Source organism: Streptomyces sp. NPDC003042 (genome assembly GCF_053591315.1).
Window position 1 is genome coordinate 118,102 of record NZ_JBSFTP010000010.1, and the last position, 23,178, is coordinate 141,279.

Genomic DNA, 23,178 nt, shown 5'->3' on the forward strand with positions numbered 1-23,178 from the left:
GGGCCGTCCAGCGGTCCGCGGAGCGGTCCCCGGACGGGGTGCGGCCCTACTCGCCCTTCTCGATCAAGACGAAGCTGGGCACGCTCGTCGTGGTCTCGGTGTTCATCACGACGGGCCTGCTGCTGGTGGCCCTGCGCACCGACACCGAGCTGCGGTTCATCACGGTCTTCTCGGTGATCGCCTCGATGCTGATCACCCAGTTCGTGGCCCACAGCCTGACGGCGCCGCTGGACGACATGACGACGGTGGCCCGGGCGATCTCCCGCGGGGACTACACGCGCCGGGTGCGCGGGGCGGGGCGCCGCGACGAGCTGGGCGACCTGGCCTCGACGATCAATCTGATGGCGGACGACCTGGAGGCGGTGGACCGGCACCGCAAGGAACTGGTCGCCAATGTCTCGCACGAGCTGCGCACGCCGATCGCGGCGCTGCGGGCGGTGCTGGAGAACGTGGTGGACGGGGTCTCGGCCGCCGATCCGGAGACCATGCGCACCATGCTGAAGCAGACCGAGCGGCTCGGCCGGCTGGTGGAGACCCTGCTGGACCTGTCGCGGGTGGACAACGGCGTGGTCCCGCTGCGGGCGCGCGGCTTCGAGGTGTGGCCGTACCTGTCGGGGGTGCTGAAGGAGTCGGGGCTGGCGGCCGCCGGGCGGCCGGGGCTGGCCTCGGGTTCGGGCGGGCACACCCGTAACGACGTCCACCTGCACCTGGACGTGTTCCCGCCCGAACTGACGGCCTACGCGGACGCCGAACGGCTGCACCAGGTGGTGGCGAACCTGATCGACAACGCGGTCAAGCACAGCCCCCCGCACGGGCGGGTGACGGTGCGCGCGCGGGCCGGCGACGCGCCCGGAAGTCTGGCGCTGGAAGTCGTCGACGAGGGCCCCGGGATCCCGGAGGCCGAGCGGCACCGGGTCTTCGAGCGGTTCAACCGGGGCGCCTCGGGGAGCGGCGACGGGGGCACCGGTCTGGGCCTGGCGATCGCCCGGTGGGCGGTCGGCCTGCACGGGGGGCACATCGGTGTGGCCGAATCGTCTCCCGGTTGCCGAATCCTTGTCACTCTTCCGGGCAGCTCACAGGCGTCCTCTTGACGTAGGGTTCGAGTCGGAAGGACATGATCTCGGCCACATGTGCCCGGGGTCGTCAGGGGTGCGAAGCCAACGAGGCCGCAACCTGGTTGTCGCCTACCCGAACCACGCTTGTTTCCCGCCATTCCAGGCGGCGAAACCCGCCGTTCGGTGTGACCTGCACGACGGAAGTCCCGCCCGGCCTGCGTGTCGCGGCCGGGGAGGCGTAGCCTTTATTCCCGCTGTCCATACCTTGTGAAGCGGAAGAGGGCGGTTGCCGCCGTGTCGCCACAGTCCCCCAGTAACTCGAGCACCACGACCGAAGCAGCAGAGGGCGGGAAGACCCCTGCCTCAGGCTTCGGCGCCAATGAGTGGCTCGTCGACGAGATCTATCAGCAGTACCTCCAGGACCCGGGCTCGGTCGACCGGGCCTGGTGGGACTTCTTCGCCGACTACAAGCCTGGGGGCGTTGTCGCTCCCGTGAAGGCGGACGGTCCCGGGAAGTCTCCGACGACGGATGGCGCCTCCGCACAGGCCGCCACCTCCGCCGCAGCCCCGCAGACCGCCGTCGCCGCCGCCACGGGGGCGGCGCGCGCCGTGCCGTCCCGTGCCGCCGGACCGACCGGAGCGGCCGACGCCGCACCGGCCGCCGCTCCCGCACCCACGCCTGTGTCAGCTCCTGCCCCTGCTCCTGCCACCCCCTCTGGTGCCCCTGCTGTGACTGTCACCTCCCAGGCCCCGACGGCTGCACCCGCCGCGCCTGCCCAGGCTGCCCCCGCCCCTGCCGCTGCCCCCAAGGCCGCTGCCGCGCCCACGACCGAGGCCCCCACCGGCCCCGAGTTCGTGACGCTCCGCGGCCCGGCCGCCGCCGTCGCCAAGAACATGAACGCCTCCCTGGAAGTGCCGACGGCCACGTCCGTCCGCGCCGTCCCGGTGAAGCTGCTGTTCGACAACCGCATCGTCATCAACAACCACCTCAAGCGCGCCCGGGGCGGGAAGATCTCCTTCACGCACCTCATCGGCTACGCGATGGTGCAGGCCATCAAGGCCATGCCGGCCATGAACTACTCCTTCACGGAGAAGGACGGCAAGCCGACCCTGGTCAAGCCGGAGCACATCAACTTCGGCCTGGCGATCGACCTGGTGAAGCCGAACGGCGACCGTCAGCTCGTCGTGGCCGGCATCAAGAAGGCCGAGACCCTCAACTTCTTCGAGTTCTGGCAGGCCTACGAGGACATCGTCCGCCGCGCCCGCGTGGGCAAGCTGACGATGGACGACTTCACGGGCGTCACCGTCTCGCTGACCAACCCCGGCGGCCTGGGCACCGTCCACTCCGTGCCCCGCCTGATGCCCGGACAGTCGGTCATCATGGGCGTCGGCTCCATGGACTACCCGGCCGAGTTCCAGGGCACCTCGCAGGACACCCTGAACAAGCTGGGCATCTCCAAGGTCATGACCCTGACCTCGACCTACGACCACCGGGTCGTCCAGGGCGCGGCCTCCGGCGAGTTCCTGCGCATCGTCGCGAACCTGCTGCTCGGCGAGAGCGGCTTCTACGACGACGTCTTCGAGGCGCTGCGCATCCCGTACGAGCCGGTCCGCTGGAACCGGGACATCGACGCCTCGCACGACGACGACGTCACGAAGGCCGCCCGCGTCTTCGAGCTGATCCACTCCTACCGGGTGCGCGGCCACGTCATGGCCGACACCGACCCGCTGGAGTACAAGCAGCGCAAGCACCCCGACCTCGACATCACCGAGCACGGCCTCACCCTGTGGGACCTGGAGCGCGAGTTCGCGGTCGGCGGCTTCTCCGGCAAGTCGATGATGAAGCTGCGCGACATCCTCGGCGTGCTGCGCGACTCGTACTGCCGCACCACCGGCGTCGAGTTCATGCACATCCAGGACCCCAAGCAGCGCCGCTGGATCCAGGACCGCATCGAGCGCCCGCACTCCAAGCCGGAGCGCGAGGAGCAGCTGCGCATCCTGCGCCGCCTGAACGCGGCGGAGGCCTTCGAGACCTTCCTGCAGACGAAGTACGTCGGCCAGAAGCGCTTCTCCCTGGAGGGCGGCGAGTCCGTCATCCCGCTGCTCGACGCCGTCATCGACTCGGCCGCCGAGGCCCGCCTCGAAGAGGTCGTCATCGGCATGGCCCACCGCGGCCGCCTGAACGTGCTCGCGAACATCGTCGGCAAGTCGTACGCGCAGATCTTCCGCGAGTTCGAGGGCAACCTCGACCCGAAGTCGATGCACGGCTCCGGCGACGTCAAGTACCACCTGGGCGCCGAGGGCACCTTCACGGGCCTGGACGGCGAGCAGATCAAGGTCTCGCTCGTCGCGAACCCCTCGCACCTGGAGGCGGTCGACCCGGTCCTGGAGGGTGTCGCCCGCGCCAAGCAGGACGTCATCAACAAGGGCGGCACGGACTTCACCGTCCTGCCGCTGGCCCTGCACGGCGACGCGGCCTTCGCGGGCCAGGGTGTGGTCGCCGAGACGCTGAACATGTCGCAGCTGCGCGGCTACCGCACCGGCGGCACCGTCCACGTCGTGATCAACAACCAGGTCGGCTTCACCGCCGCCCCGGAGTCCTCGCGCTCCTCGATGTACGCGACCGACGTGGCCCGCATGATCGAGGCGCCGATCTTCCACGTGAACGGCGACGACCCGGAGGCCGTGGTCCGCATCGCGCGGCTCGCCTTCGAGTTCCGTCAGGCGTTCAACAAGGACGTGGTCATCGACCTCATCTGCTACCGCCGCCGCGGGCACAACGAGTCGGACAACCCGGCGTTCACGCAGCCTCTGATGTACGACCTGATCGACAAGAAGCGCTCGGTGCGCAAGCTGTACACCGAGTCCCTCATCGGTCGCGGCGACATCACGCTGGAAGAGGCCGAGCAGGCGCTCCAGGACTTCCAGGGCCAGCTGGAGAAGGTCTTCGCGGAGGTCCGCGAGGCCTCCACGCAGCCCGCGACCGCCGCCCCGGTGGCGCCCGCCCAGGTCGCGCAGGAGTTCCCGGTCGCCGTGAACACCGCGATCTCCCAGGAGGTCGTCAAGCGGATCGCCGAAGCCCAGGTCAACATCCCCGAGAACGTCACGGTCCACCCGCGTCTGCTGCCGCAGCTCCAGCGCCGGGCCGCGATGATCGACGAGGGCACCATCGACTGGGGCATGGGCGAGACCCTGGCCTTCGGTTCGCTGCTGATGGAGGGCACCCCGGTCCGGCTGTCCGGCCAGGACTCCCGCCGCGGCACCTTCGGTCAGCGGCACGCGGTCCTCATCGACCGGGAGACCGGCGAGGACTACACCCCGCTGCTCTACCTGTCGGACGACCAGGCCCGCTACAACGTCTACGACTCGCTGCTCTCCGAGTACGCGGCCATGGGCTTCGAGTACGGCTACTCGCTGGCCCGCCCGGACGCGCTGGTCCTCTGGGAAGCCCAGTTCGGTGACTTCGTCAACGGCGCGCAGACCGTCGTCGACGAGTTCATCTCCTCGGCCGAGCAGAAGTGGGGCCAGACCTCCGGCGTCACGCTGCTGCTGCCGCACGGCTACGAGGGCCAGGGCCCGGACCACTCGTCCGCCCGCCCGGAGCGCTTCCTCCAGATGTGCGCGCAGGACAACATGACGGTCGCGATGCCGACCCTGCCGTCGAACTACTTCCACCTGCTGCGCTGGCAGGTCCACAACCCGCACCACAAGCCGCTCATCGTCTTCACCCCGAAGTCGATGCTGCGTCTGAAGGCGGCGGCGTCGAAGGCGGAGGAGTTCACGACCGGCGCGTTCCGTCCGGTCATCGGGGACTCTCGTATCTCCTCCGGAGCGGGTGACCCGAACGCGGTCCGCAAGGTCGTCTTCTGCGCGGGCAAGGTCTACTACGACCTGGAGGCCGAGCGCGAGAAGCGCGGCATCACCGACACCGCGATCATCCGCATCGAGCGGCTGTACCCGCTGCCGGGCGCGGAGCTCCAGGCGGAGATCGCCAAGTTCCCGAACGCGGCGAAGTACATCTGGGCGCAGGAGGAGCCGGCGAACCAGGGTGCGTGGCCGTTCATCGCGCTGAACCTGATCGACCACCTCGACCTGGCGGTCGGCGCCGACATCCCGGCCGGCGAGCGGCTGCGGCGCATCTCGCGCCCGCACGGCTCGTCCCCGGCGGTCGGCTCCGCGAAGCGCCACCAGGCGGAGCAGCAGCTGCTGCTGAACGAGGTCTTCGAAGCCTGAGCTTCGTAGACACCGGAAGGCCCGGCTCCCCCGAGGGGGACCGGGCCTTCCGGCTTGCTCCGGCCACATCCAGCCGCGCCGGCGTTTGGGGCGCGGCTGGATTCGCTACGGCTGGGGCTCGAAGTCCCAGTACGGCCGGGTCTGCTGGCGCGCCGAGATGGTGTGGACGTGCTGCGGCCCCAGCGTGCGGGTCAGGGACTTGAGGCCGGCGTCCTCGTGCTTGGCGGCCTCCACGTCCTCCCGTACGGACCTCAGGTCGGCGGCGAGCGCGATCTGGGCGCTGAGCGTCATCGGGTGGTCGGGGCCGAGGACCTGCTCGGTGGTCCGTAGGGTCTCGCGGCTCAGCTCCAGCGCGTCGTCGAGCCGGCCGGTGATGTTGCGGTGGCCGGTGGCGTTGAGGGCGCAGCCCAGGGTCCAGGGGTGCCGGTCGCCGAGGGCGCCCCGCATGCCGACCAGGGCCTGTTCGGCGAGGCTGAGGGCCTCGGTGCGCTCGCCCTGGGCGCGCAGGACCAGGCCGAGGTTGCCGACGGTGCCGATGCTGTACGGGTGGGCGAGGCCGAGCTGGGACTGGTAGCCGCGGACGACGTCTTCGGAGATCCGGCGGGCCTCGTCGATGTCCCCGTACTCGCGCAGGTAGGTGGCGTAGTCGGAGGCCACCATCAGGGTCCAGGGGAATTCGGCGCCGAAGACCCGGGTGGAGCGTTCCAGGACGCTGCGCAGCCGCGACCCGGCGCCGGGGATGTCCCCGGAGCGGCGCAGGCACATCCCGAGGTTGTGCTCGGCGCGCAGGGTCTGGGGGTGGTTGGCGCCGAGGACCTGGATGTGGAGCTTGAGCCCCTGTTCCTGGCGGGCCAGCGCCTCGCGGTAGCGGCCCATCAGGCGCAAGCCCATGGCGCAGCCGATGCCGGAGGAGAGTGTGGCGATGTGCCGGACGCGCAGCACCCGTTCGCGGCGGCGCAGGGTGTCCAGGTCGGTGTCGTAGGCCTCTTGGTAGCGGCCGAGCAGGCGCAGGGCGACGGCGACGTTGTTCTGGGCGTTGAGGGTGGTGGAGTCGTCCTCGCCCAGCAGTTCGCGGTAGGTGGCGAAGGCGTGTTCCAGCAGGTCCCGGCCCTGTTCGAACTTGGCGGTGCTGAGCAGGACCCCGGCATAGCTGCTGGTGGCGCGCAGGGTCTCCAGGTCGCGGTCGCCGCGTTCGGCGACGAGCCGGTCGGCGACGGAGCGGGCGAGGGTCTCGGCCCGGCGGAAGTGGCCGAGCATGCGCAGGGCGCCGCCGTAGTGGTAGCTGAGTTCACGTACCTGGTCGTGGTCGTCGCCGAGCATGGCCCGCCAGACGCTGTCGGTCTCCTCGGCGAGGCGCAGGCAGGTGCGGTACTCCCCGGCGAGGATCAGGTAGCGCAGGCAGTGCAGGAGGAAGTTCTGGATGCGGGTGTTCGTGCTGGTCAGCACCCCGGCGGAGTCAAGGTGCGGGATGAGTTCGGCGTATCGGGGCCAGAGCCGGGAGTCGGAGGGCCGGCCCGGGTCCGCGGCGGCGAGGACCTGGCGGACGGCGCGGGCCAGCTGGCCGGCCTCCTCCTCGGCGAGGTTCTCGCGGACGATGTTGTGGACCATGCGGTGCAGCTGGACGGTCTCCAGGCCGCCGCCCTCCTCCTCGGAGAGGTCGGAGTACTCCAGGCGGACGACGGAGAACTGGACGAGCTTGTTGAGGGCGGCGTTCCAGCGGATCTGGTCGTTGACGATCCCGGCGAGGTGTTCGGGGACGTCCTCGGCGGGGAACTCGCGCAGCAACCGCAGCGGGACGCGGCCGGGTGCGAAGAAGACGAACAGCCGCAGCAGGGCGAGGGCGTCGGGGAAGTTCTCCCGTACGTTGTTGAGGAGTATGGCCAGCGCGGTGGGGAAGGGCAGCGGGTAGTCGTCGGAGAGGGTGACGGCCTCGTGGGAGTCCAGGCGGCGCCGGAGGAGGGTGAGGTAGTCGCCGACGCCGATGGGCGAGTCGGCGAGCCAGCCGGCGGTCTGGTCGAGGGCGAGCGGGTAGTCCTCCAGGGCCTCGGCGAGCTGGTCGGCCTCCTCGCCGCTGAGCCGGTGGGCCCGGCGGCGGATGAAGGTGATGGACTCGGGGCGCGCGTAGAGCGGGACTTCGACGAGGCTGGTGTGCCGGGCGGCCCATTCGCGGTTGCGGGAGGTGATGATCACGTCGCCCGCGCCGGAGGGCAGCAGGTCGGTGAGGTCGTCGGGGTGGTCGCAGCCGTCGAAGACCATCAGCCAGCGGTGGTACGGGGACCCGCGCCGCAGCGCCTCCAGCACGGCCCGGATCTGCTCGCCGTAGCTCCCCGCGCCCCGGGGCAGACCGAGGGCGGGGGCCAGGTCGGCGAGCCGCTCGCGCAGGGTGGGCCGGTCCTCGGCGGGGACCCACCACACGACGTCGTACTCGGAGGCGAAGCGGTAGGCGTACTCGGTGGCGACCTGCGTCTTGCCCACTCCGGAGAGACCCAGGAGGGTGACGGTGGACGCGCCGGGCGGGGCCTCGGTGAGTGCGGCCCGCAGCCTTCCGATGACGTCGTTGCGGCCGGTGAAGCGCGGGTTGCGGCGCGGGACCCGGCCCCAGATCTCGGGCGGGTCGTTGGGGAAGCGGGGGCCGCGGCGGCCGCTCTCGGTGCCGATCCGGTCGGTGGGCAGCTCCAGCCGGCGCAGCACCCGGTACTCGGCCTCGTAGGCGTCCAGGCCCCACAGGTCGGTCTTCTCCAGCGCGGCCACGGCGCTGGGCAGCGGGGCGTCGGTGAGGCAGACGGCGGCGAACCGGTCGGGGTGGGCGGCGGTGACGGTGCGCAGCGCGGTGTTCCACTCCTCGTCGGTGTGGGTGCCTGCGGAGAAGTAGCGCTCGCTGAGCACCACGAGGACCTTGCCGCCCGCCCGGGTCAGGTCGTCGAGGGCCTCGGCGAGGCCGGGGCTGGTCTGCGGGTCCCAGCGCTGGAGCGCGACGCGGTGGCCGTGCTCCTCCAGGCGGTGGGCGATCCACACGGCCCAGGGGCGGTTGAAGCCGGCGAAGCTGATGACGAAGCGCTGCGGCTGGGGGGCTCCGTCGCGGTCGTGTCGCGTACCGGTACCGGTCATGCGGCCGTCTCCTGGGATCCGGGCGGTGGACGGGGGTGCGGGGGCGGGGCTGGAGCGGGATTGAACGGTATCGCAGCGGACGGTGCGTCAGGCCTGTGCGACTCCTCAGCCTTCCACGAACACCGCGAGTTCGGGGTGTGCTTCGCACCAGGCGCGGCGTTCGCGTTCCAGGGTCCGGCGGGCGGTGACGTGCTGGTCGCCGGGGGGTGGCAGTTCGTCCATGGCCCGCTCGGCGGTGGTCATGCCTTCCACGAACTCCCGCCCCGTGACGGTCAGGTGCGGGTCGGCGCGCAGCGCGGGCAGGACGGCGGCCACCTGCGCGCGGACGCGGGCGTGCTGGGCCCAGGCGCCGCGGGCGCCGTAGAGGGCGGCGCGCTGCCAGTACCCGGCCAGCGCCAGGTGGGCGTACGCGCCGTGCAGCAGCCCCTCCAGCGGCCGGGGGTCGCCCCGCCAGGGCGCCCAGTGGCGGGGGGTACGGTCGGCGGTGTGCAGGGTGAGGACGTCGGCGAGGGCGGTCAGTTTGCCGTGCTGGACCTCGTGGACCAGGGTCGCGGCCAGCGCGGGCGGGGCCTGCGCCCGGGCCAGGACCGCGCCGGCGGCCGCGGGCAGTGTGGCGCCGCTGGAGCGGGAGCCGCCGGCGAGGGGGACGACGGAGCGCAGCAGGTGGCCGATCTCCTCCGCGCGGGTGGAGTCGTAGCGTTCGAGGAGGGTGAGGGCGCCGGACCACTGGGTGTCCCAGCGCTTGTGCCCCTTGGGGGTGAGCCGGCGGGCCGGCCGCACGGGGGCCGGGGAGCCGGCGGACGGGAGGCCGGGGGCGGGGGCGCGGTAGGGGTCGAGGTCGTCGAGGGCGGTGCGGCCGGCGGGCAGGCCGGGCAGCGGCGGGAGGGCGTGCAGCGGGAGGGCGTGCGGCGGCGGGGTGGCCGCGGCGTCCCAGGAGCGTTCGGTGAGGGCGAGCGGACCGGGGCGGTCGGGCACGAGCAGTCCGAGGGTGGGCAGGACGAGTCGGCCGTGCACGGGCCGCAGCGTGGCCTTGAAGGGGATCCTGGCCCGCAGGGCGGCGGCGACGGCGAGCGCCCCGAGGTGTCCGAGGTCGGGCGGGGGCCCGTACGGCGCGTGCAGCCGGCGCAGGGTCTCCTCGGCCCAGACGCCGGTGGCGGGGTAGTGCAGGACGTCGCGCACGGCGTCGGGGTCCTGGCGTTCGGCCTCCTCCAGCAGTGCCCACCGCTCGGCGGCCTCGGCGCCGGGGGCGGCGTCGAGCACCGCGCGCAGCAGGAGGAGGCGTTTGGAGCGGCGCACGTCGCGCACGAGGCGGGTGCCTTCCTCCGAGGGTTCGGTGGAGGCGAGGGCGCGCAGCGTGTGGGAGCTGACGGCGAACCGGGCGAGCTGGGTGGGGCCGACGCGGCGGGCGGGGTCCGTGGGCTGTGCGGGGACCGTGGTGCGCCGGGCGGCTTCGGTGCGGTGGGTCATGACGCGGCCTGTCCCGTCGTGGCGGCGGTGTGCAGGGCGCGGGCGATGTGCCGGATGACGGCCTGGAGGTCGGCGCAGTACACGGACGGCTGATGGAAGCCCTCCCCGGCGCGGTAGCGGTGCGGGTAGTGCCCGCCGCCGCAGACCTCGACGAGTTCGCAGGCCCGGCAGGTCGGGGCGAGGGCGTCCCGGCCGAGCTGGCGGGCGGCGAAGCCGGGGTGGTCGAGCAGTTCGTCGAAGCTGTGCGTGTCGAGGGTCATCCCGGTCTCGGCGGCCCCTTCGTAGGCGGACTTCAGCGAATCGGCCTGCTCGATGCTGCCGTCCGTCTCGACGACGGCGGTGGTGGCGGGGGCCAGGCCCAGCGTCTCGGTGGCGGCGGGCAGCCCGAGCAGCAGCGCGATGACCTCCTCGAAGATCCGGATCCGGGTGCGCCGCACCCCGTCGTGCCACCAGCGCTCGAAGACGGCGAGCAGCCAGTCGCCGTACGGGGTCGCGTGCCCGGCGGCGCCGGGCGGCGGGGTGCTCCAGTTGGCCAGGGGCAACAGCAGCCCGACGCTGGGCGGCGCGAAGGCGAGCAGCGACTCGTACGTCTCCACCGGGTCCTGGGCCACGTCCACCACGCACAGCACCCCGGCGTAGCTGTCGGGGTGCCGGGCGAGCAGCCGCAGGCCCCGGGCGGCGGCGGCGAAGCCGGGCCGCCCGGCGTGGTCCACGCGGCGGGCGTTGTGCGCGGGGAGTCCGCCGTCGAGGCTGACGCCGACCCGGATCCCGGCGGCGGCCAGTGCGGCGAGCCGGGCCCCGGTGAGCAGGGTGCCGTTGGTCTGGACGGTGGCGGTGACCCGGGTTCCGGGTGCGCGGCGGGCCAGGGCCGCCCGTACCGCCTCGACGGGGGCGGCCAGTCCGGCGGGCGGGGTGAGCAGGGGTTCGCCGCCGTGCAGGACGAGGTCGACGCGGGTCAGGTCGTGGGCGGCGGCGTGCTCGGCGATCCGCTCGGCGGCGCGCAGGGCGGTGGCGGGGGCCATGGTGGCGGGGCGGGTGCGCCAGCTCTGGTCGGCCATCTCGTAGACGTAGCAGTAGGTGCAGGCGAGGTTGCAGCGGCTGTGCGTCTTGAGCACGAACTGCCGGATCGGGTGCGGCCTGTGCCCGGCGGCGCGCAGCGCGGGCACGTCGAGCCGGGTGTAGGGCCAGGGGGCGTGGCGCGCGTGCCGGGCGGGGGTCCGGTGCGGGGGCAGCACGAGATCGCTCGTGATCGCATGGCTCATCGCCTGTACCTCCCGCCGCGGACGGTCCATCCCTGCCCTTCGGACGGGTCCGGCTAACGGCGGAAAGTGGTCAACCAGCGGTGCGACGGCCGCAGTTCGCGCGCCCCCACGTGCGCCCCCCTGAGGCGGGACGTCCTCACGCGCGACGTCCTCACGCGACGCCCGAGTCGAAGGCGTTCAGGATCTCGGCCGGGTGCGTGACCCGCTCGACCATGCCCTCGATCACCTCGGCGAGCACCGGGTGGTCGATCCCCCGCAGCGCTGCCAGGTCGAGCCCGGAGAGATCCGGCAGCTGCCCGGGGCACGGGCGATCCGTTGCTGCCACTTCCTGACGTACGGTCACCATGGGCTGGCCGTCCCCCTGTCGTATGCGGTGTCCACTGCCTTTTCCCGCCGCCCGGCGGGCGGAAACGGATCAGGCAGCGTGTCACAGGAAGCGAATCAGAGGCCCGCCTCCAGGCCTCGTACGCGTGCGCGCAGCGCCCGCGGCCGAGCGGCCGCCGGCTCACCCAGCCGCTGCCACAGCTCCAGCGCGGCCCGGTAGGCGTCCAGGGCCGCGCGGGGACGGGCCAGCCGCTCCAGGACCTCCCCGCGCAGCTCCTGCACCCGGGCGGCGAGGTGGACGGCGGTGTCCTGGCGTTCCTCCCGGTCGGCCTCCAGCGCGGCGCGCCAGGCCCGGCGGTAGGAGTCCGCCGCCCGGTCGAGGCGGTCCGCGGTGCGGGTGTGGGCGTGGATCTCCTGCTGGACGTCGCCGTGCTCCCGCCAGGCGCGGGCCCGTTCCAGCGGGCTGTGGCTCTGCCGCGCGGCCAGCTCCAGCAGGTACTCGGCCTCCCGGAGGTCGACCAGGTCCCCCTCGTAGGAGTGCCGCAGCCGCAGCCCCGCCGCCAGCCGCAGCAGCCGGTACGCCGCCCCCGGGTCCGACTGGGGCACGGCGGCCCGGCTCTCGCGGAGCACCCGTACGGCGGTCGAGGCGAACGGCCTGCCGTCGGCGGCCCGTGTCCGGTCCAGGAGTACGTCGCCCCACTCGGGCAGCAGCTCCGCGTAGGCGTCGCCGTCCCGGGGGATCAGCCGCCGGGCCCGCCCGTACGCCTCGGCCGCGTCCTCCAACGCCACCGGGTCCCCGTCGCGGGCGTGGCGGGCCCGGTGCACCCTGGCCAGGCACAGCAGCCCGGCCAGCCGCAGCTCGGGCTCGCCGGGGGCCTCCTCCAGCGCCAGCGCCAGCTGCCCGGCCGCCTCCTCCAGCCGCCCGGGCAGGTACCGCAGCGCGGTGGCCAGCTCCACCCTTACGCGGGCCCGCCGCCGCCTCCCGGTGTGGCCCGGAGCGGGTGTCCCCTCCCAGGGACCGCCGACCGCCTCGCGCCCGTCGCCGTCGGCGGGGGCGGCGCCACCGCGCCGCCCCGCCGGGTCGGCGTGATGGTCTACGTCCGCGCCACGGCCCTGGACCACCGGGTCCGAATGGCTCTCCCCCAGCGCCTGGTCGCCGACCCCGTCAGACCCCGGGCCCCGCGGCGACTGCCCGGCAGCCTGCCGGGCCCTGCCGGCACGGCCGGGTTCCACGGCACCAGCCGGCCCGGCACCGGGCCCACCCCCGCCAGGCCCCGGGCCCCGCGGCGACTGCTGCGGACCGTCCTCCGTCTCCGGGGCCCGGCCCACACCGGACGCTCCCCGGCCGGCGGGGCGGCCGGTCGTCTCGGCCCCCGCTGCGCCTCCGGGCTCCGGGCCGTCCGCACCGGGCGCCACCGGGACGGCGGGGTCGCGAGTAGCGCCGTCCTGCCGTGACCCCGTGGCGTCGGACCGGCCGGCACCGGACCCCGCCCCGCCCGCGCCCCCGTCCCCCGGGCCGTCCGCACCGGGCGCCACCGGGACGGCGGGCGCGCCGGCAGCGCCACCGTCCGGCTCCCGCCCCGCCGCGTCGGCCGGGCCCGGTACCGCGTCCAGGAGAACGGCCAGGACCGCCGTCAGGGTGGCCGCGGCCTGTTCGGCCAGGGCGGTGCGTTCGGCGGGGTCCGGGGTGCGGGGCAGCAGGGCCAGCAGGACGCGGCCCAGCGCCAGCCGCAGCTCGGGGGCCGGGGCCGGGTCGGCGGCGGCCAGGGCCTCCAGCGCGGCCCGCGCCTCCCGCAACGGGCCCGGGTCGTCCCGCAGTTCGCTCAACCGGACCAGGACCCGCGCCCGCCGCACCGCGCAGTCCCGCCGCAGCTCCGGATCCACTGCGGCGGCGCCCGCCTCCGCGAACTCCCGGTCCGCGGCGGCCAGCAGCTCCGCATCCGGTGCACCCGTCAGCGCCCGCTCGTACAGCACCCGGCCCAGCACCGCCCGCGCCGCCGCCGTGCGCAGCCCGGTCACCGCCCGCTCGGCCTCGTCGAGGACTTCCGGGTCCCGCTGCGCCGCCCACAGCCGCAGCAGCGCTCCCGCCAGCCCGGTCTCCGCCTCCTCCGGCGGATCGTCCGGTCCGGCGGGGGCCGCCACGGCCCGCCGCAGCAGCGCCACGGACTCGTACAGCGCCCGCGCGTCCCCGTCCGCGAGCCGGTCCCGGGCCGCGCGCACCGCCCGGGCCCGCCCGAACGGCGGGGGCGCGGGCGGTTCCTGATCCACCGTCGGGCCCTGCGCGGGCGGCCCGGGCAGGTAGCGTCGTACGACCTTCGCCGAGACCTGCGCGAAGGCCTGCGGCAGCCGTCCGGCCGGCACCCGGCCCGGTTCCCGCGCGGAGTCCCGCGGCGCGACCCCGGTCAGCTGCGAGACCGCGAGGGCGGGGAAGTTCCGTACGCCCCGCCCGAAGTGCGCCAGCACGTACTCCGAGCAGTGCTTGAGCACGAGGGCAGCCTCGTCCCGCCCCAGCGGCCCCAGCAGCACGTCCTGCACGCCCGGGACGAACTCGTACCACTGCCCGGGCGCCGGGCCGCTGCGCCGCAGCAGCCCGCTGAGCAGCACCTCGGCCAGGTCGGACGGCTCCGAGTCCGGGAGCATCGTGCGCTGCACCAGCCGCATCACCGGCAGCGTCAGGGGAGCCGCCGCCAGGTACACCGCGAGCTGTACGGCACCGGGCGCGGCGGAGGCGCGGAAGCGGCGCACCAGCTCGCGGGGCGGGCGCGCGGTCCGGGGCAGCGGCACGGGGGCGGCGGGATGGTGGGCGAGCACCCGGCCCACCTCGGCCGGCACCGGTCCGGTGCCCAGTCCGGCGACGAGCCGGGCCCAGGCCCCGAGCGCGGTCGCGTTCGGCGGCAGGACGGGCACGGTGAGCCCGCCGGTGGGCCGCCCGGGACGCGGCGCCCGGTCTGATCGGAATCTCAGCTTCAGACCGCCGCCCCCGCCGGCTCCGCCCTCCTCGGCGCGCTCCAGCACCCCGCGCTCGGTCGGCAGCCAGCTGCGGCTCCACAGCCGCTGCGGCAAGGGCTGCACGACGACGCACGGCGTGCACTCGGCCCACCGGTACAGCAGCCGCTGCGCCTCGCCCTCGCGCCACAGCGGCCCGGCGCAGTCGGACACCACCATGGTCAGCGCCCGGCCGGTGGGGTCGCGCAGCTGGTCCCCGGAGCGCAGTCCGGTGCCGGGCGCGGGGCCGCGTCCGACGGCCGCCGTACCGTCCGTGAGCCGGTGCAGGTAGTGCACCCGCACGTCCCGGAAGGCGCCCAGCCGCTCGCACACCGACCGCAGTTCCTCGAACATCTCCTGCCACACCGCCATGGACGGCGACGCGTCCATCACCAGCCGTACGGTCGCCTCGCGCCGGCTCTCCGGCCGGAAGACGGGGATCACGAGCCCGAAAGCGCGGGCTCCGGCGTCGGCGGTGGCGGCCTCGTCGAGCACGGTGCGGGTGGGCGGTCCGGGCGGCCGGTGGCGCTGGAGGGCGCGCAGGGCCCGCTGGATGTCGAGGATCCGGGGCAGCGCTGCCGCGACGGGCACCCGGACGGGCACCCCGGCCCCGACCGGAATCTCAGCTTCCCATTCGCCGTCGGCGGCCCGGACCGCTCCGGCGGGATACAGGCTGACCGGATCTTCAGCCTCCGGTTCCTCCCGTACGGGCGGGGGCTCCGCAGGCGACTCCCCCGGCGCCTCTTCCGTACGCTCCTTCCCTTCCTCCTCCTCCGGCCGGCCCACCCGCGCCTCCGCCGGGACCGGATCGCCTCCTTCGAGGCCCCGCACCGCGCCCGCCGTCCTCCCCGCCAGCCACAACGCGTCGGCCAGCTCCTCGGCCGACGGATCGAGCCCGGCGGCCCGCAACAGCGCGGCCAGGGCGCGGAGGTCCGGATCAACGGGCACGGGCACGGGCGCGGGCACGGGCCTCACCTCGGACGGTCGAGGCGTTGGATGAGCAGGTCCGCGAGGTCTTCCCGGGTGGGCGGGGCGGCGTAGTGGGTGAGGTAGATGGCGTTGAGCAGCTGGTCGGCGGCGACCAGCTCGGACCGCGAGCGACTGAGGAACTCCCGGATCAGGTCGGCCCCGAGCCGTGCGGCCTCCTCCCCGAGGTGCGCCCGCACCATCGTGGCGAGCCGCTTCTCGCCGGGCTGCCCGAGCTTGAGCTGGAGGCACCGGCGCAGCAGCGCGGCGGGGAAGTCCCGTTCCCCGTTGCTGGTCAGGATGATGAAGGGGAAGGCCCGGCAGCGCACGCGCCCGTCCCGCACGGTCACCTTGGCCCCGTCGTCGGTGAGCACCTGCACCTCGGGCTCGGTGTCGGCGACGCGCTCCAGCTCGGGGAGGGTGAACTCGCCCTCCTCCAGCACGTTCAGCAGGTCGTTCGGCAGGTCGATGTCGCTCTTGTCGAGCTCGTCGATGAGCAGCACGCGGGGCCGCGCCGTGGGCAGCAGCGCCGTCCCGAGCGGGCCGAGCCTGACGTACTTTCCGATGCCGGGCGCCGCTCCCGCCCCGGGAGCGCCGCTCGCGGCGATCTGTACGTCCTGGAGGCGGGCGAGGGCGTCGTACCGGTAGAGGCCCTCCTGGAGCACGGTCCGCGACACCACGGGCCAGCGCAGCACGCGGCCGAGCTTCAACTCGTGCGCCACGGCGTGCGCGAGGGTGGACTTCCCGGTTCCGGGATATCCGGTCACCAGCAACGGCCTGCGCAGGTAGAGCGCCGCGTTGATGGCCTCCAGTTCCTCCGGCTCGGGCCGGTGCATTTCGGCCGCCTGCCGGTGGGCGCCGAGCCGCCGCGCCACGTTCCCGTCGGTGCGGGCGGCCGCCGCGCCGGGCTCCACGACGGGTCCGCCGTCGAAATCCCGCCACGGCGGCGGATCGGGCAGGGCGTCGATCCCGTCGTGGGGCTCACCCACGCCCCGGTACACGAGCCATTCCTCGTTCACGGCTGCTCCCTCCCTCGAAGCTCCCTCACAAGTCCCCCTGCAGCGGCTCGTCCTCGGGCAGGACGCGTGTGGGGTCGTCCCAGACGAGGGCCATCCCGGCCGCCCAGTACGCGTCCGGGTCCGCCCCGTACTGCCGCTGCCGCAGCGCCTGCAGCCTCAGCGGCAGTACCGCGCCCCGGCCCGCCTCGGCCAGTTCCTCCCGCAGCCCCCGGTGGAACGGCGCGCACGACACCCCCGGCCCCGCCGGAGCCCGCCGGCACACCACCACCCCGTAGCCCGCGTCCCGTACGGCGTGCAGCGCGCCCAGCGTCGGTTCGAGGCCCGGCGCCCGGCAGAGCACGGGCACGGTGTTGTCCGCCAGCCCCACCAGCCACTCCGGCGAGGGGCTGCGCGCTCTCCCCCGCGCGCAGTCGGCCCGCTGGTCCAGCAGCGGCCCCGCCCGTACCCCTGCCCACCGCCGCAGCGCGACCGGCTCCGGCTCGCCGTCGGCCGCGTGGCGGAACACCACCGGGCGCTGCACTCCCACCGGCGCCCCGCCGGTCACCGTCCACTCGTGTACCTCCAGGTCGAACAGGTCCGGCGTGACCATCACTTCGAGGAGCGCGGCCGTCTCGTGCGCGTCGCAGCGCCGGAACCCCTCGGCGAGCGGGGCCCGCGCGGCTTCCGACAGGTCCCGCCGGTGCACCCGTACGCCCGAGCCCACCGGTGTCACCCGCCCGGGCCGCGCGGGTCCGGCCAGCACCGAGACCCGCCAGTCGTAGACGTCCTCCCAGCCGTGCGCCCACACCTCCAGCACCACCGAGGGGCCCGCGGGCAGCCCCCCGGCCCGCCGGGCGGGGCCGTGCACCGCCTGCCCGGCGCTCGCGCGCCGCCGCCGTTCCCGCTCGGCCAGGCCGCGCTCGTGCCGCTCCGCGAGTTCCCGGCGCAGCGGGCGCCACAGCCGCTCCGCGGTGGCCCGTACCCAGTCCCACAGCTCCTCGTCCGCGCCCGGCGCCGGCGGCTCGCGGTGGTCGGCCACGCTCACGTCGGTCGCGTACCGGAGCATCGCGGCGGCCTCGCCGCCCCCGCCCGGCGGGTCGTGCAGCAGCCCGAGCCCGTCGCGCCAGCTGAGCGGGGCCGGTAAGCCCGTGTCGGGCTCCTCGCCGCGGGCCTGCTCGGCCAGTTCGCGGACCGCCTCGGAGGAGCCGGGCGGCGGCAGTTCGGCGAGGAGCCCGCACAGGGTGGTGCGCTCCCCTGGGGTGAGCCGGCCGCGTCCGCCGTACGGGTCGTCGTCCCCGGCCGGCAGTTCGTCGTGCACGTCGGTCCAGGTCCGGCGGCTGTCCAGGTCGCTCAGGTGCCGGTCGTAGTGGTACAGGTCGTGGGCCTGCATGACCCTGCGGTACAGCCCGGTCTGACCGGTCGCCGCCATCGGCAGGGTCCGCAGCTGGGCCACCGACACGGCGACCCCGCCGCCACCCGAGTGCCGCCTGGCCTTGACCACTCCGACGACCTCCCCGCGCGCCAGGTCCACCACGGGCCCGCCGGACATGCCGGGCTCTATCTCGTCGTCGTCGCCGAGGCGGATCGCGGCGCCGTTGGCGGCGATGCCGCGCAGCCGGGTGGTGCGGCCGGTGATCTCGCGTATGCCGAGCTCTTCGGTGCAGCCGAAGTACGCGGCCTCGTCGAGGCGGGGCCGGGCCCGGTCGGTCAGCCAGACGCAGGCGTGCGATATCGGCGAGAGCACCCGGATCAGTGCCAGGTCCGGCAGGTCCCACAGGGCTCCCCGGCCGGGCCGCCGCTCGTCCAGCCGTTCGGGCAGTACGCACTCCACCCGCCCGGCGACCGTCCCGGTGGCCGGGTCGGGCCCGCCGACCGGGAAGAAGGTGATGCCGACCTCACGCCCCGCCAGACGCACCGCAGCACCCCCTTCGCCGACCACGTGCGCGCACGTCAGTACCCAGCCGGGGGCGATGAAGAAGCCGCTCCCCCAGGTGGGTCCGGACGAGTCGTTGCCGGGGTTTTCATACCCGTCCCAGGGCGCGTGGACGCGTACCGTCGCGGCTCTTACGAGGGGCTCCAGAAGCTCGAAGGCGCGCGCGGAGCCTGCCGTGCGCCCATCCGGCATCCCCTGGCCCCCGCCCCCCGCTCGCCCCACTGAGGCCGTCCAGGTTAGCCCTGGGGGCGGGACGACGGGAGGGATCGCCGACAGGCGGATTATCCTGGCGGGAAACACCCCATCACGTACCCCTCACGACACGGCACGGAGCCCGACTTGTACTTCACCGATCGCGGCATCGAGGAGCTGGAGAAGCGGCGCGGCGAGGAGGAGGTCACCTTCGAGTGGCTCGCCGAGCAGCTCCGCACCTTCGTCGACCTCAACCCGGACTTCGAGGTCCCGGTGGAACGCCTGGCCACCTGGCTGGCCCGCCTCGACGACGAAGACGACGACACCGAGGACTGATCGCGCAGGACCGCGGAAGACGAGAACGGCCCGGCTGCACGGAGCAGTCGGGCCGTTCTCGTCGCGCGCCGACCGGTGGGGGCGGCGCGCAAGGACGCAGGATCAGGCGGCCTTGGTCTCCCAGAAGATGCGGTCGATCTCGGCGATGAGCTCAAGGGCCTTCGCGCCGGTCGCCGGGTCGTTCGACGCCTTGGCGGCCGAGAGGGCCTTCAGGGTGTCGTTGACCAGGGTGTGCAGCTGCGGGTACTTCTCGAAGTGCGGCGGCTTGAAGTAGTCGCTCCACAGCACCGAAACGTGGTGCTTCGCGAGCTCAGCGCGCTGCTCCTTGATGGTGATGGCGCGCGCGCGGAAGTCGGCGTCGTCGTTGGCCTGGTACTTCTCCTGCACGGCCTTGACGGACTCGGCCTCGATGCGGGCCTGGGCAGGGTCGTACACGCCACACGGCAGATCGCAGTGGGCGGAGACCTTCGCCTTGGGGGCGAAGAGGCGGGAAAGCATGGAGTTTGTCCTCCTCGTGATCGTCTTCTCAAGGGGGAGATTACTCGCTGGGGAACCGGTTTTCGCGGGCGCCCCCGTGGGCTTGGGACAAAAGTCCAGGGTGGGCCGAGGAGTGGTGAGCGAATGTACGGGACCGTACGGCAGCATGCGGGGAGGGACGAGGAGGTCAGGATGGTGGAGAACAGGCGCTCGCGGGCGCGCTTCCAGGTGCTGGAGGTGACGGGCCCTTCGATGGTGCCGACCCTGCTGCACGGCGACCGGCTGGTGGTCCGTCTCGGGGCGCTGGTCCGCCCGGGTGACGTGGCGGTGTTCCGGCATCCCTTCCAGCAGGACCTGCTGGTGGTCAAGCGGGCGGCGGAGCGCCGCCCGGGGGGCTGGTGGATGCTCGGCGACAACCCGTACAACGAGACCGGCGACAGCACCGACTACGGGACGGTCCCCGAGGAGCTGGTGCTGGCGACGGCCGTGCTGCGCCTGCGGCCCCGCCCGGCGGATCAGCGCTCGCTGAGGGCGCGGCTGTCCTGGGCGGCCTCGGCGGTGCGGCTGCTGCGGGCGGACTCCTCTGCCTCGACCCGCTTGCGGGCGCGGTAGGCGGCGACGTTGGCGCGGGTGGCGCAGCGGTCGGAGCAGTAGCGCCGGGAGCGGTTGGTGGAGGTGTCGAGGTAGGCGTTGCGGCAGGGCGGCGCCTGGCACAGGCCGAGCCGGTCGGGGCCGTGCTCGGTGAGGTGGAAGGCCAGGCCCATGGACGCGATGGCGGCGTAGCCGGCGGAGGCGTTGGAGGGGTGGTCGGCGAGGTGGATGTGCCAGTCGGGGCGGCCGTCCGGGCCGACGAGTTCGTGGCCGGAGACCTGTGGGCTGACGGGGAACTCCATGAGCAGGGAGTTCAGCAGGTCCACGGCGAGGACGTGGTCGCCGCCGTCGGCGGCCTCGAAGACGGCGCGCAGCCGGCCGCGGACGTTGCGGAAGCGGGTGACGTCCGTGTCGGTGACCCGGCGGGCCATCTGCACGCTGGGTCCGAAGAGGGCGCGGACGTCCTCCACCGAGGTGAGCGAGTCCTTGTTACGGGCCGGCTCCTCGGTGTTGACCAGGCGCACGGCATAGTCCGAGTAATGGGCCAGTTCCACTTGTAGTCCTTACGGATGCGGATTATTGTCGGCGGTAGCCAGCGGTAACGGCTGATACAGCTTCCAGGGTATTACGAGTGGAGGGCTTCAGGATGGCGGACGCGGTAACCGGCGCGACTCGCGCGACGGGCACGGACTGGCAGGCGTGGCAGGACAGCTGGGACCGGCAGCAGGAGTGGTACATGCCCGACCGCGAGGAGCGGTTCCGGGTCATGCTGGACATGGTCGAGGCACTGACCGGACCCGCCCCCCGGGTGCTGGATCTGGCGTGCGGTACGGGAAGTATCACGGACCGCGTCCTCAAGCGGTTCCCGGAAGCCACCAGCACCGGCGTCGATCTCGACCCCGCGCTGCTCACCATCGCCCGGGGCCACTTCGCGGGCGACGAACGGGTCTCCTTCGTCACCGCCGACCTCAAGGATCCCGACTGGGCGGCCGCGCTCCCGTACGACTCCTACGACGCCGTCCTGACCGCGACCGCGCTGCACTGGCTGTACAGCAAGGAGCTCGCCGTCCTGTACGGGCAGATCGCGCCCCTGGTCCGCCCCGGCGGCGTGTTCATGAACGCCGACCACATGCCCGACCCGTCCACCCCGCGCATCGACGCCGCCGAGCACGCCCACCGGCACGCCGGGATGGACCGGGCCAAGGCCGCGGGCGTCCTGGACTGGCGCGAGTGGTGGGCCCTGGCCGCGGCCGACCCGGTGCTGGCCGAGCCGACGAAGGCCCGGTTCGAGATCTACGGGGAGCACGCCGACGGCGACACCCCCGACGCGGCCTGGCACGCCCGCACCCTGCGCGAGGCGGGCTTCGCGGAGGCCCGTACGGTCTGGCGCTCCCCCTCGGACGCGCTGGTCCTGGGCCTGAAGTAGGAACCGGGAGACCTCCCAAGCACGGGTGAGGGGCGGTACGGGTGAGGGGCGGTACGGGAATCCGTACCGCCCCTCTCACGCACCGCGGGGGTTACAGCACCTTCGACAGGAACGCCTTCGTCCGGTCGTGCTGCGGGTTGCCCAGGACCTCGCGGGGGTGGCCGGACTCGACCACCACTCCGCCGTCCATGAAGACGAGGTTGTCGCCGACCTCGCGGGCGAAGCCCATCTCGTGGGTCACCACGATCATGGTCATGCCCGATTCGGCCAGGTCCCGCATGACGTCGAGGACGTCACCCACCAGCTCGGGGTCGAGCGCCGAGGTGGGCTCGTCGAAGAGCATCAGCTTCGGCTCCATGGCCAGCGCGCGGGCGATCGCCACACGCTGCTGCTGGCCGCCGGAGAGCTGGGTGGGGTAGTTCCCGCCCTTGTCGCCGAGGCCGACCCGGTCGAGGAGCTTGACGGCGCGCGCCCGCGCCACCGCCTTGCTCTCGCCCTTGACCATGACGGGGGCTTCCATGACGTTCTCTATGGCCGTCATGTGGGGGAACAGGTTGAAGCGCTGGAAGACCATGCCGATGTCGCGGCGCTGGGTCGCGACCTCGCTGTCCTTCAGCTCGTAGAGCTTGTCGCCCTTCTGGCGGTATCCCACGAGCTGGCCGTCGACCGAGAGCCGGCCGGCGTTGATGCGCTCCAGGTGGTTGATGCAGCGCAGGAAGGTCGACTTGCCGGAGCCCGAGGGGCCGACCAGGCAGAAGACCTCCCGCGGCGCGACCTCCAGGTCGATGCCCCGGAGGATGTGGGCGGCGCCGTACGACTTGTGGACGCCTTCTGCCTTGACCATCGGCTGGGCGGTCACTTCGCCACCTCCGTACGGCGGAACATGTTCAGGTTGGCCTTCAGCCGCTCCAGCGGCGTGGGCGGCAGGGTGCGCAGCGAACCGCGGGCGTAGCGGCGCTCCAGGTAGTACTGGCCGACGCTGAAGACGCTGGTCAGAGCCAGGTACCAGATCGAGGCGACGAAGTACATCTCGATGACCGCGCCGGCCGTGCTGCCGATGTTGGAGCTGGCCCGCAGCAGTTCGGTGTACTGCACCGCCGAGACCAGGGACGAGGTCTTCAGCATGTTGATGAACTCGTTGCCGGTCGGCGGGATGATCACCCGCATCGCCTGCGGGAGCACCACGCGGCGCATCGTCTGCGTCCGGGTCATGCCGAGCGCGTGCGAGGCCTCGGCCTGGCCCTCGTCGACGGACTGGATGCCGGCCCGGACGATCTCCGCCATGTAGGCGCCCTCGTTCAGGCCGAGGCCCAGCAGGGCGACCATGAACGGCGTCATGACGTCGACGGTCTCGTTCTTGTAGATCGGACCCAGGTTGATGTACTGGAAGATCAGCGGGAGGCTGAACCACACCAGCAGCTGGACGTACACCGGGGTACCGCGGAAGAACCAGATGTAGAGCCAGGACACGAAACTCGTGACCGGGTTGTTCGAGAGCCGCATCACCGCGAAGAGGATGCCGAGCACGAGGCCCAGCGCCATCGCCGTGACGCTGATCACGATGGTGTTGCCGAGACCGGCGATCACCGAGGGGTCGAACAGCTTGTCGCCGACCGTGCCCCACAGGACCTTGCCCTGGGAGAAGGCGTAGACGAGCCAGGCGAGGAGCACGGCCACGACCACGGCGCTGAGCCAGCGGCCGTAGTGCCGTACGGGGATTGCCTTGATGGCCTCGTAGGGGGAACCCGAGGCTCCGGGTCCGGCCGGCGGAGTCGCGGCCGGACCCTTGTCGATCTTGTCAGTCACTACGACTGCCCTTCAGTGG

The 23,178-nt window shown here is 73.4% G+C and carries 16 protein-coding genes; 5 read left to right on the forward strand and 11 right to left on the reverse strand.

Annotated features, from left to right (window positions below):
- Nucleotides 1-38: 38 nt before the first annotated feature.
- Together ACWDYJ_RS08615 and ACWDYJ_RS08620 are read left to right on the forward strand one after the other, a co-directional pair.
- Nucleotides 39-1,091, forward strand: a complete 1,053-nt coding sequence (locus ACWDYJ_RS08615) for a HAMP domain-containing sensor histidine kinase (RefSeq protein ID WP_451564772.1) — start codon at nt 39-41, stop codon at nt 1,089-1,091.
- Nucleotides 1,092-1,349: 258 nt separating this feature from the next.
- Nucleotides 1,350-5,288 (forward strand): multifunctional oxoglutarate decarboxylase/oxoglutarate dehydrogenase thiamine pyrophosphate-binding subunit/dihydrolipoyllysine-residue succinyltransferase subunit, encoded by a 3,939-nt coding sequence (locus ACWDYJ_RS08620; RefSeq protein WP_451564749.1) that lies wholly within the window; start codon nt 1,350-1,352, stop codon nt 5,286-5,288.
- A 105-nt stretch (nt 5,289-5,393) separates the two neighbouring features.
- Here the strand turns inward: ACWDYJ_RS08620 and fxsT are convergent, their stop codons facing one another.
- The 7 genes from fxsT to ACWDYJ_RS08655 form a co-directional block, all read right to left on the reverse strand.
- Complete coding sequence (gene fxsT, locus ACWDYJ_RS08625) at nt 5,394-8,396, reverse strand: FxSxx-COOH system tetratricopeptide repeat protein (RefSeq protein WP_451564750.1); 3,003 nt, start codon at nt 8,394-8,396, stop codon at nt 5,394-5,396.
- Between the two features lie 105 nt (nt 8,397-8,501).
- Nucleotides 8,502-9,863: an aKG-HExxH-type peptide beta-hydroxylase gene (locus ACWDYJ_RS08630; protein ID WP_451564751.1), complete on the reverse strand. Its 1,362-nt coding sequence runs from the start codon at nt 9,861-9,863 to the stop codon at nt 8,502-8,504.
- Complete coding sequence (locus tag ACWDYJ_RS08635; RefSeq protein WP_451564752.1) at nt 9,860-11,125, reverse strand: FxsB family cyclophane-forming radical SAM/SPASM peptide maturase; 1,266 nt, start codon at nt 11,123-11,125, stop codon at nt 9,860-9,862. Before ACWDYJ_RS08635 ends, ACWDYJ_RS08630 begins: the two co-directional genes overlap by 4 nt.
- A gap of 151 nt (nt 11,126-11,276) precedes the next feature.
- Entirely contained in the window at nt 11,277-11,450 is a 174-nt protein-coding gene (gene fxsA / locus ACWDYJ_RS08640) for an FxSxx-COOH cyclophane-containing RiPP peptide (RefSeq protein ID WP_451564753.1), read from the reverse strand.
- 116 nt (nt 11,451-11,566) lie between these two features.
- The gene (locus ACWDYJ_RS08645) at nt 11,567-15,400 is read right to left on the reverse strand and encodes an SAV_2336 N-terminal domain-related protein (RefSeq protein WP_451564754.1); all 3,834 of its coding nucleotides are present in this window, start codon (nt 15,398-15,400) and stop codon (nt 11,567-11,569) included.
- A 5-nt stretch (nt 15,401-15,405) separates the two neighbouring features.
- On the reverse strand, nt 15,406-16,419 hold the full coding sequence (locus ACWDYJ_RS08650; protein WP_451564755.1) for an AAA family ATPase: 1,014 nt from the start codon (nt 16,417-16,419) through the stop codon (nt 15,406-15,408).
- A gap of 25 nt (nt 16,420-16,444) precedes the next feature.
- Nucleotides 16,445-18,523, reverse strand: a complete 2,079-nt coding sequence (locus tag ACWDYJ_RS08655; RefSeq protein WP_451564756.1) for a VMAP-C domain-containing protein — start codon at nt 18,521-18,523, stop codon at nt 16,445-16,447.
- Between the two features lie 147 nt (nt 18,524-18,670).
- Here ACWDYJ_RS08655 and ACWDYJ_RS08660 point away from each other — a divergent pair, with 147 nt between their 5' ends.
- Entirely contained in the window at nt 18,671-18,859 is a 189-nt protein-coding gene (locus ACWDYJ_RS08660) for a DUF6104 family protein (protein ID WP_328927598.1), read from the forward strand.
- Nucleotides 18,860-18,961: 102 nt separating this feature from the next.
- Here the strand turns inward: ACWDYJ_RS08660 and sodN are convergent, their stop codons facing one another.
- Nucleotides 18,962-19,357 carry a superoxide dismutase, Ni gene (sodN, locus tag ACWDYJ_RS08665; RefSeq protein ID WP_030709803.1) on the reverse strand — a complete coding sequence of 132 codons (396 nt, stop codon included), beginning with the start codon at nt 19,355-19,357 and terminating at the stop codon, nt 18,962-18,964.
- 171 nt (nt 19,358-19,528) lie between these two features.
- Between sodN and sodX the strand changes: the two genes are divergently transcribed.
- Nucleotides 19,529-19,948: a nickel-type superoxide dismutase maturation protease gene (gene sodX / locus ACWDYJ_RS08670; RefSeq protein WP_451564757.1), complete on the forward strand. Its 420-nt coding sequence runs from the start codon at nt 19,529-19,531 to the stop codon at nt 19,946-19,948.
- On the opposite strand, the gene ACWDYJ_RS08675 is transcribed toward sodX, so the two are convergent.
- A complete protein-coding gene (locus tag ACWDYJ_RS08675) occupies nt 19,852-20,481 on the reverse strand; it encodes a CGNR zinc finger domain-containing protein (protein WP_451564758.1) in 630 nt (209 codons plus the stop codon). The genes sodX and ACWDYJ_RS08675 overlap by 97 nt on opposite strands.
- Before the next feature lie 92 nt (nt 20,482-20,573).
- On the opposite strand from ACWDYJ_RS08675, the gene ACWDYJ_RS08680 reads away from it, so the two are divergent.
- Nucleotides 20,574-21,353, forward strand: coding sequence for a class I SAM-dependent methyltransferase (locus ACWDYJ_RS08680; RefSeq protein WP_451564759.1), 780 nt, complete (start codon nt 20,574-20,576; stop codon nt 21,351-21,353).
- A 91-nt stretch (nt 21,354-21,444) separates the two neighbouring features.
- Here ACWDYJ_RS08680 and ACWDYJ_RS08685 read toward each other — a convergent pair whose 3' ends face one another.
- On the reverse strand, nt 21,445-22,197 hold the full coding sequence (locus ACWDYJ_RS08685; protein WP_451564773.1) for an amino acid ABC transporter ATP-binding protein: 753 nt from the start codon (nt 22,195-22,197) through the stop codon (nt 21,445-21,447).
- An 11-nt stretch (nt 22,198-22,208) separates the two neighbouring features.
- Nucleotides 22,209-23,159 carry an amino acid ABC transporter permease gene (locus ACWDYJ_RS08690; RefSeq protein WP_451564760.1) on the reverse strand — a complete coding sequence of 317 codons (951 nt, stop codon included), beginning with the start codon at nt 23,157-23,159 and terminating at the stop codon, nt 22,209-22,211.
- Between the last annotated feature and the right edge of the window lie 19 nt (nt 23,160-23,178).

Bases quoted from the DNA above. Each gene is read 5' to 3' on its own strand.
- ACWDYJ_RS08685 (WP_451564773.1), bottom strand. From the start codon at position 22,197: ATGGTCAAGGCAGAAGGCGTCCACAAGTCGTACGGCGCCGCCCACATC.
- ACWDYJ_RS08635 (WP_451564752.1), bottom strand. From the start codon at position 11,125: ATGAGCCATGCGATCACGAGCGATCTCGTGCTGCCCCCGCACCGGACC.
- ACWDYJ_RS08630 (WP_451564751.1), bottom strand. From the start codon at position 9,863: ATGACCCACCGCACCGAAGCCGCCCGGCGCACCACGGTCCCCGCACAG.
- sodX (WP_451564757.1), top strand. From the start codon at position 19,529: ATGGTGGAGAACAGGCGCTCGCGGGCGCGCTTCCAGGTGCTGGAGGTG.
- ACWDYJ_RS08655 (WP_451564756.1), bottom strand. From the start codon at position 18,523: ATGCCGGATGGGCGCACGGCAGGCTCCGCGCGCGCCTTCGAGCTTCTG.
- sodN (WP_030709803.1), bottom strand. From the start codon at position 19,357: ATGCTTTCCCGCCTCTTCGCCCCCAAGGCGAAGGTCTCCGCCCACTGC.
- fxsT (WP_451564750.1), bottom strand. From the start codon at position 8,396: ATGACCGGTACCGGTACGCGACACGACCGCGACGGAGCCCCCCAGCCG.
- ACWDYJ_RS08680 (WP_451564759.1), top strand. From the start codon at position 20,574: ATGGCGGACGCGGTAACCGGCGCGACTCGCGCGACGGGCACGGACTGG.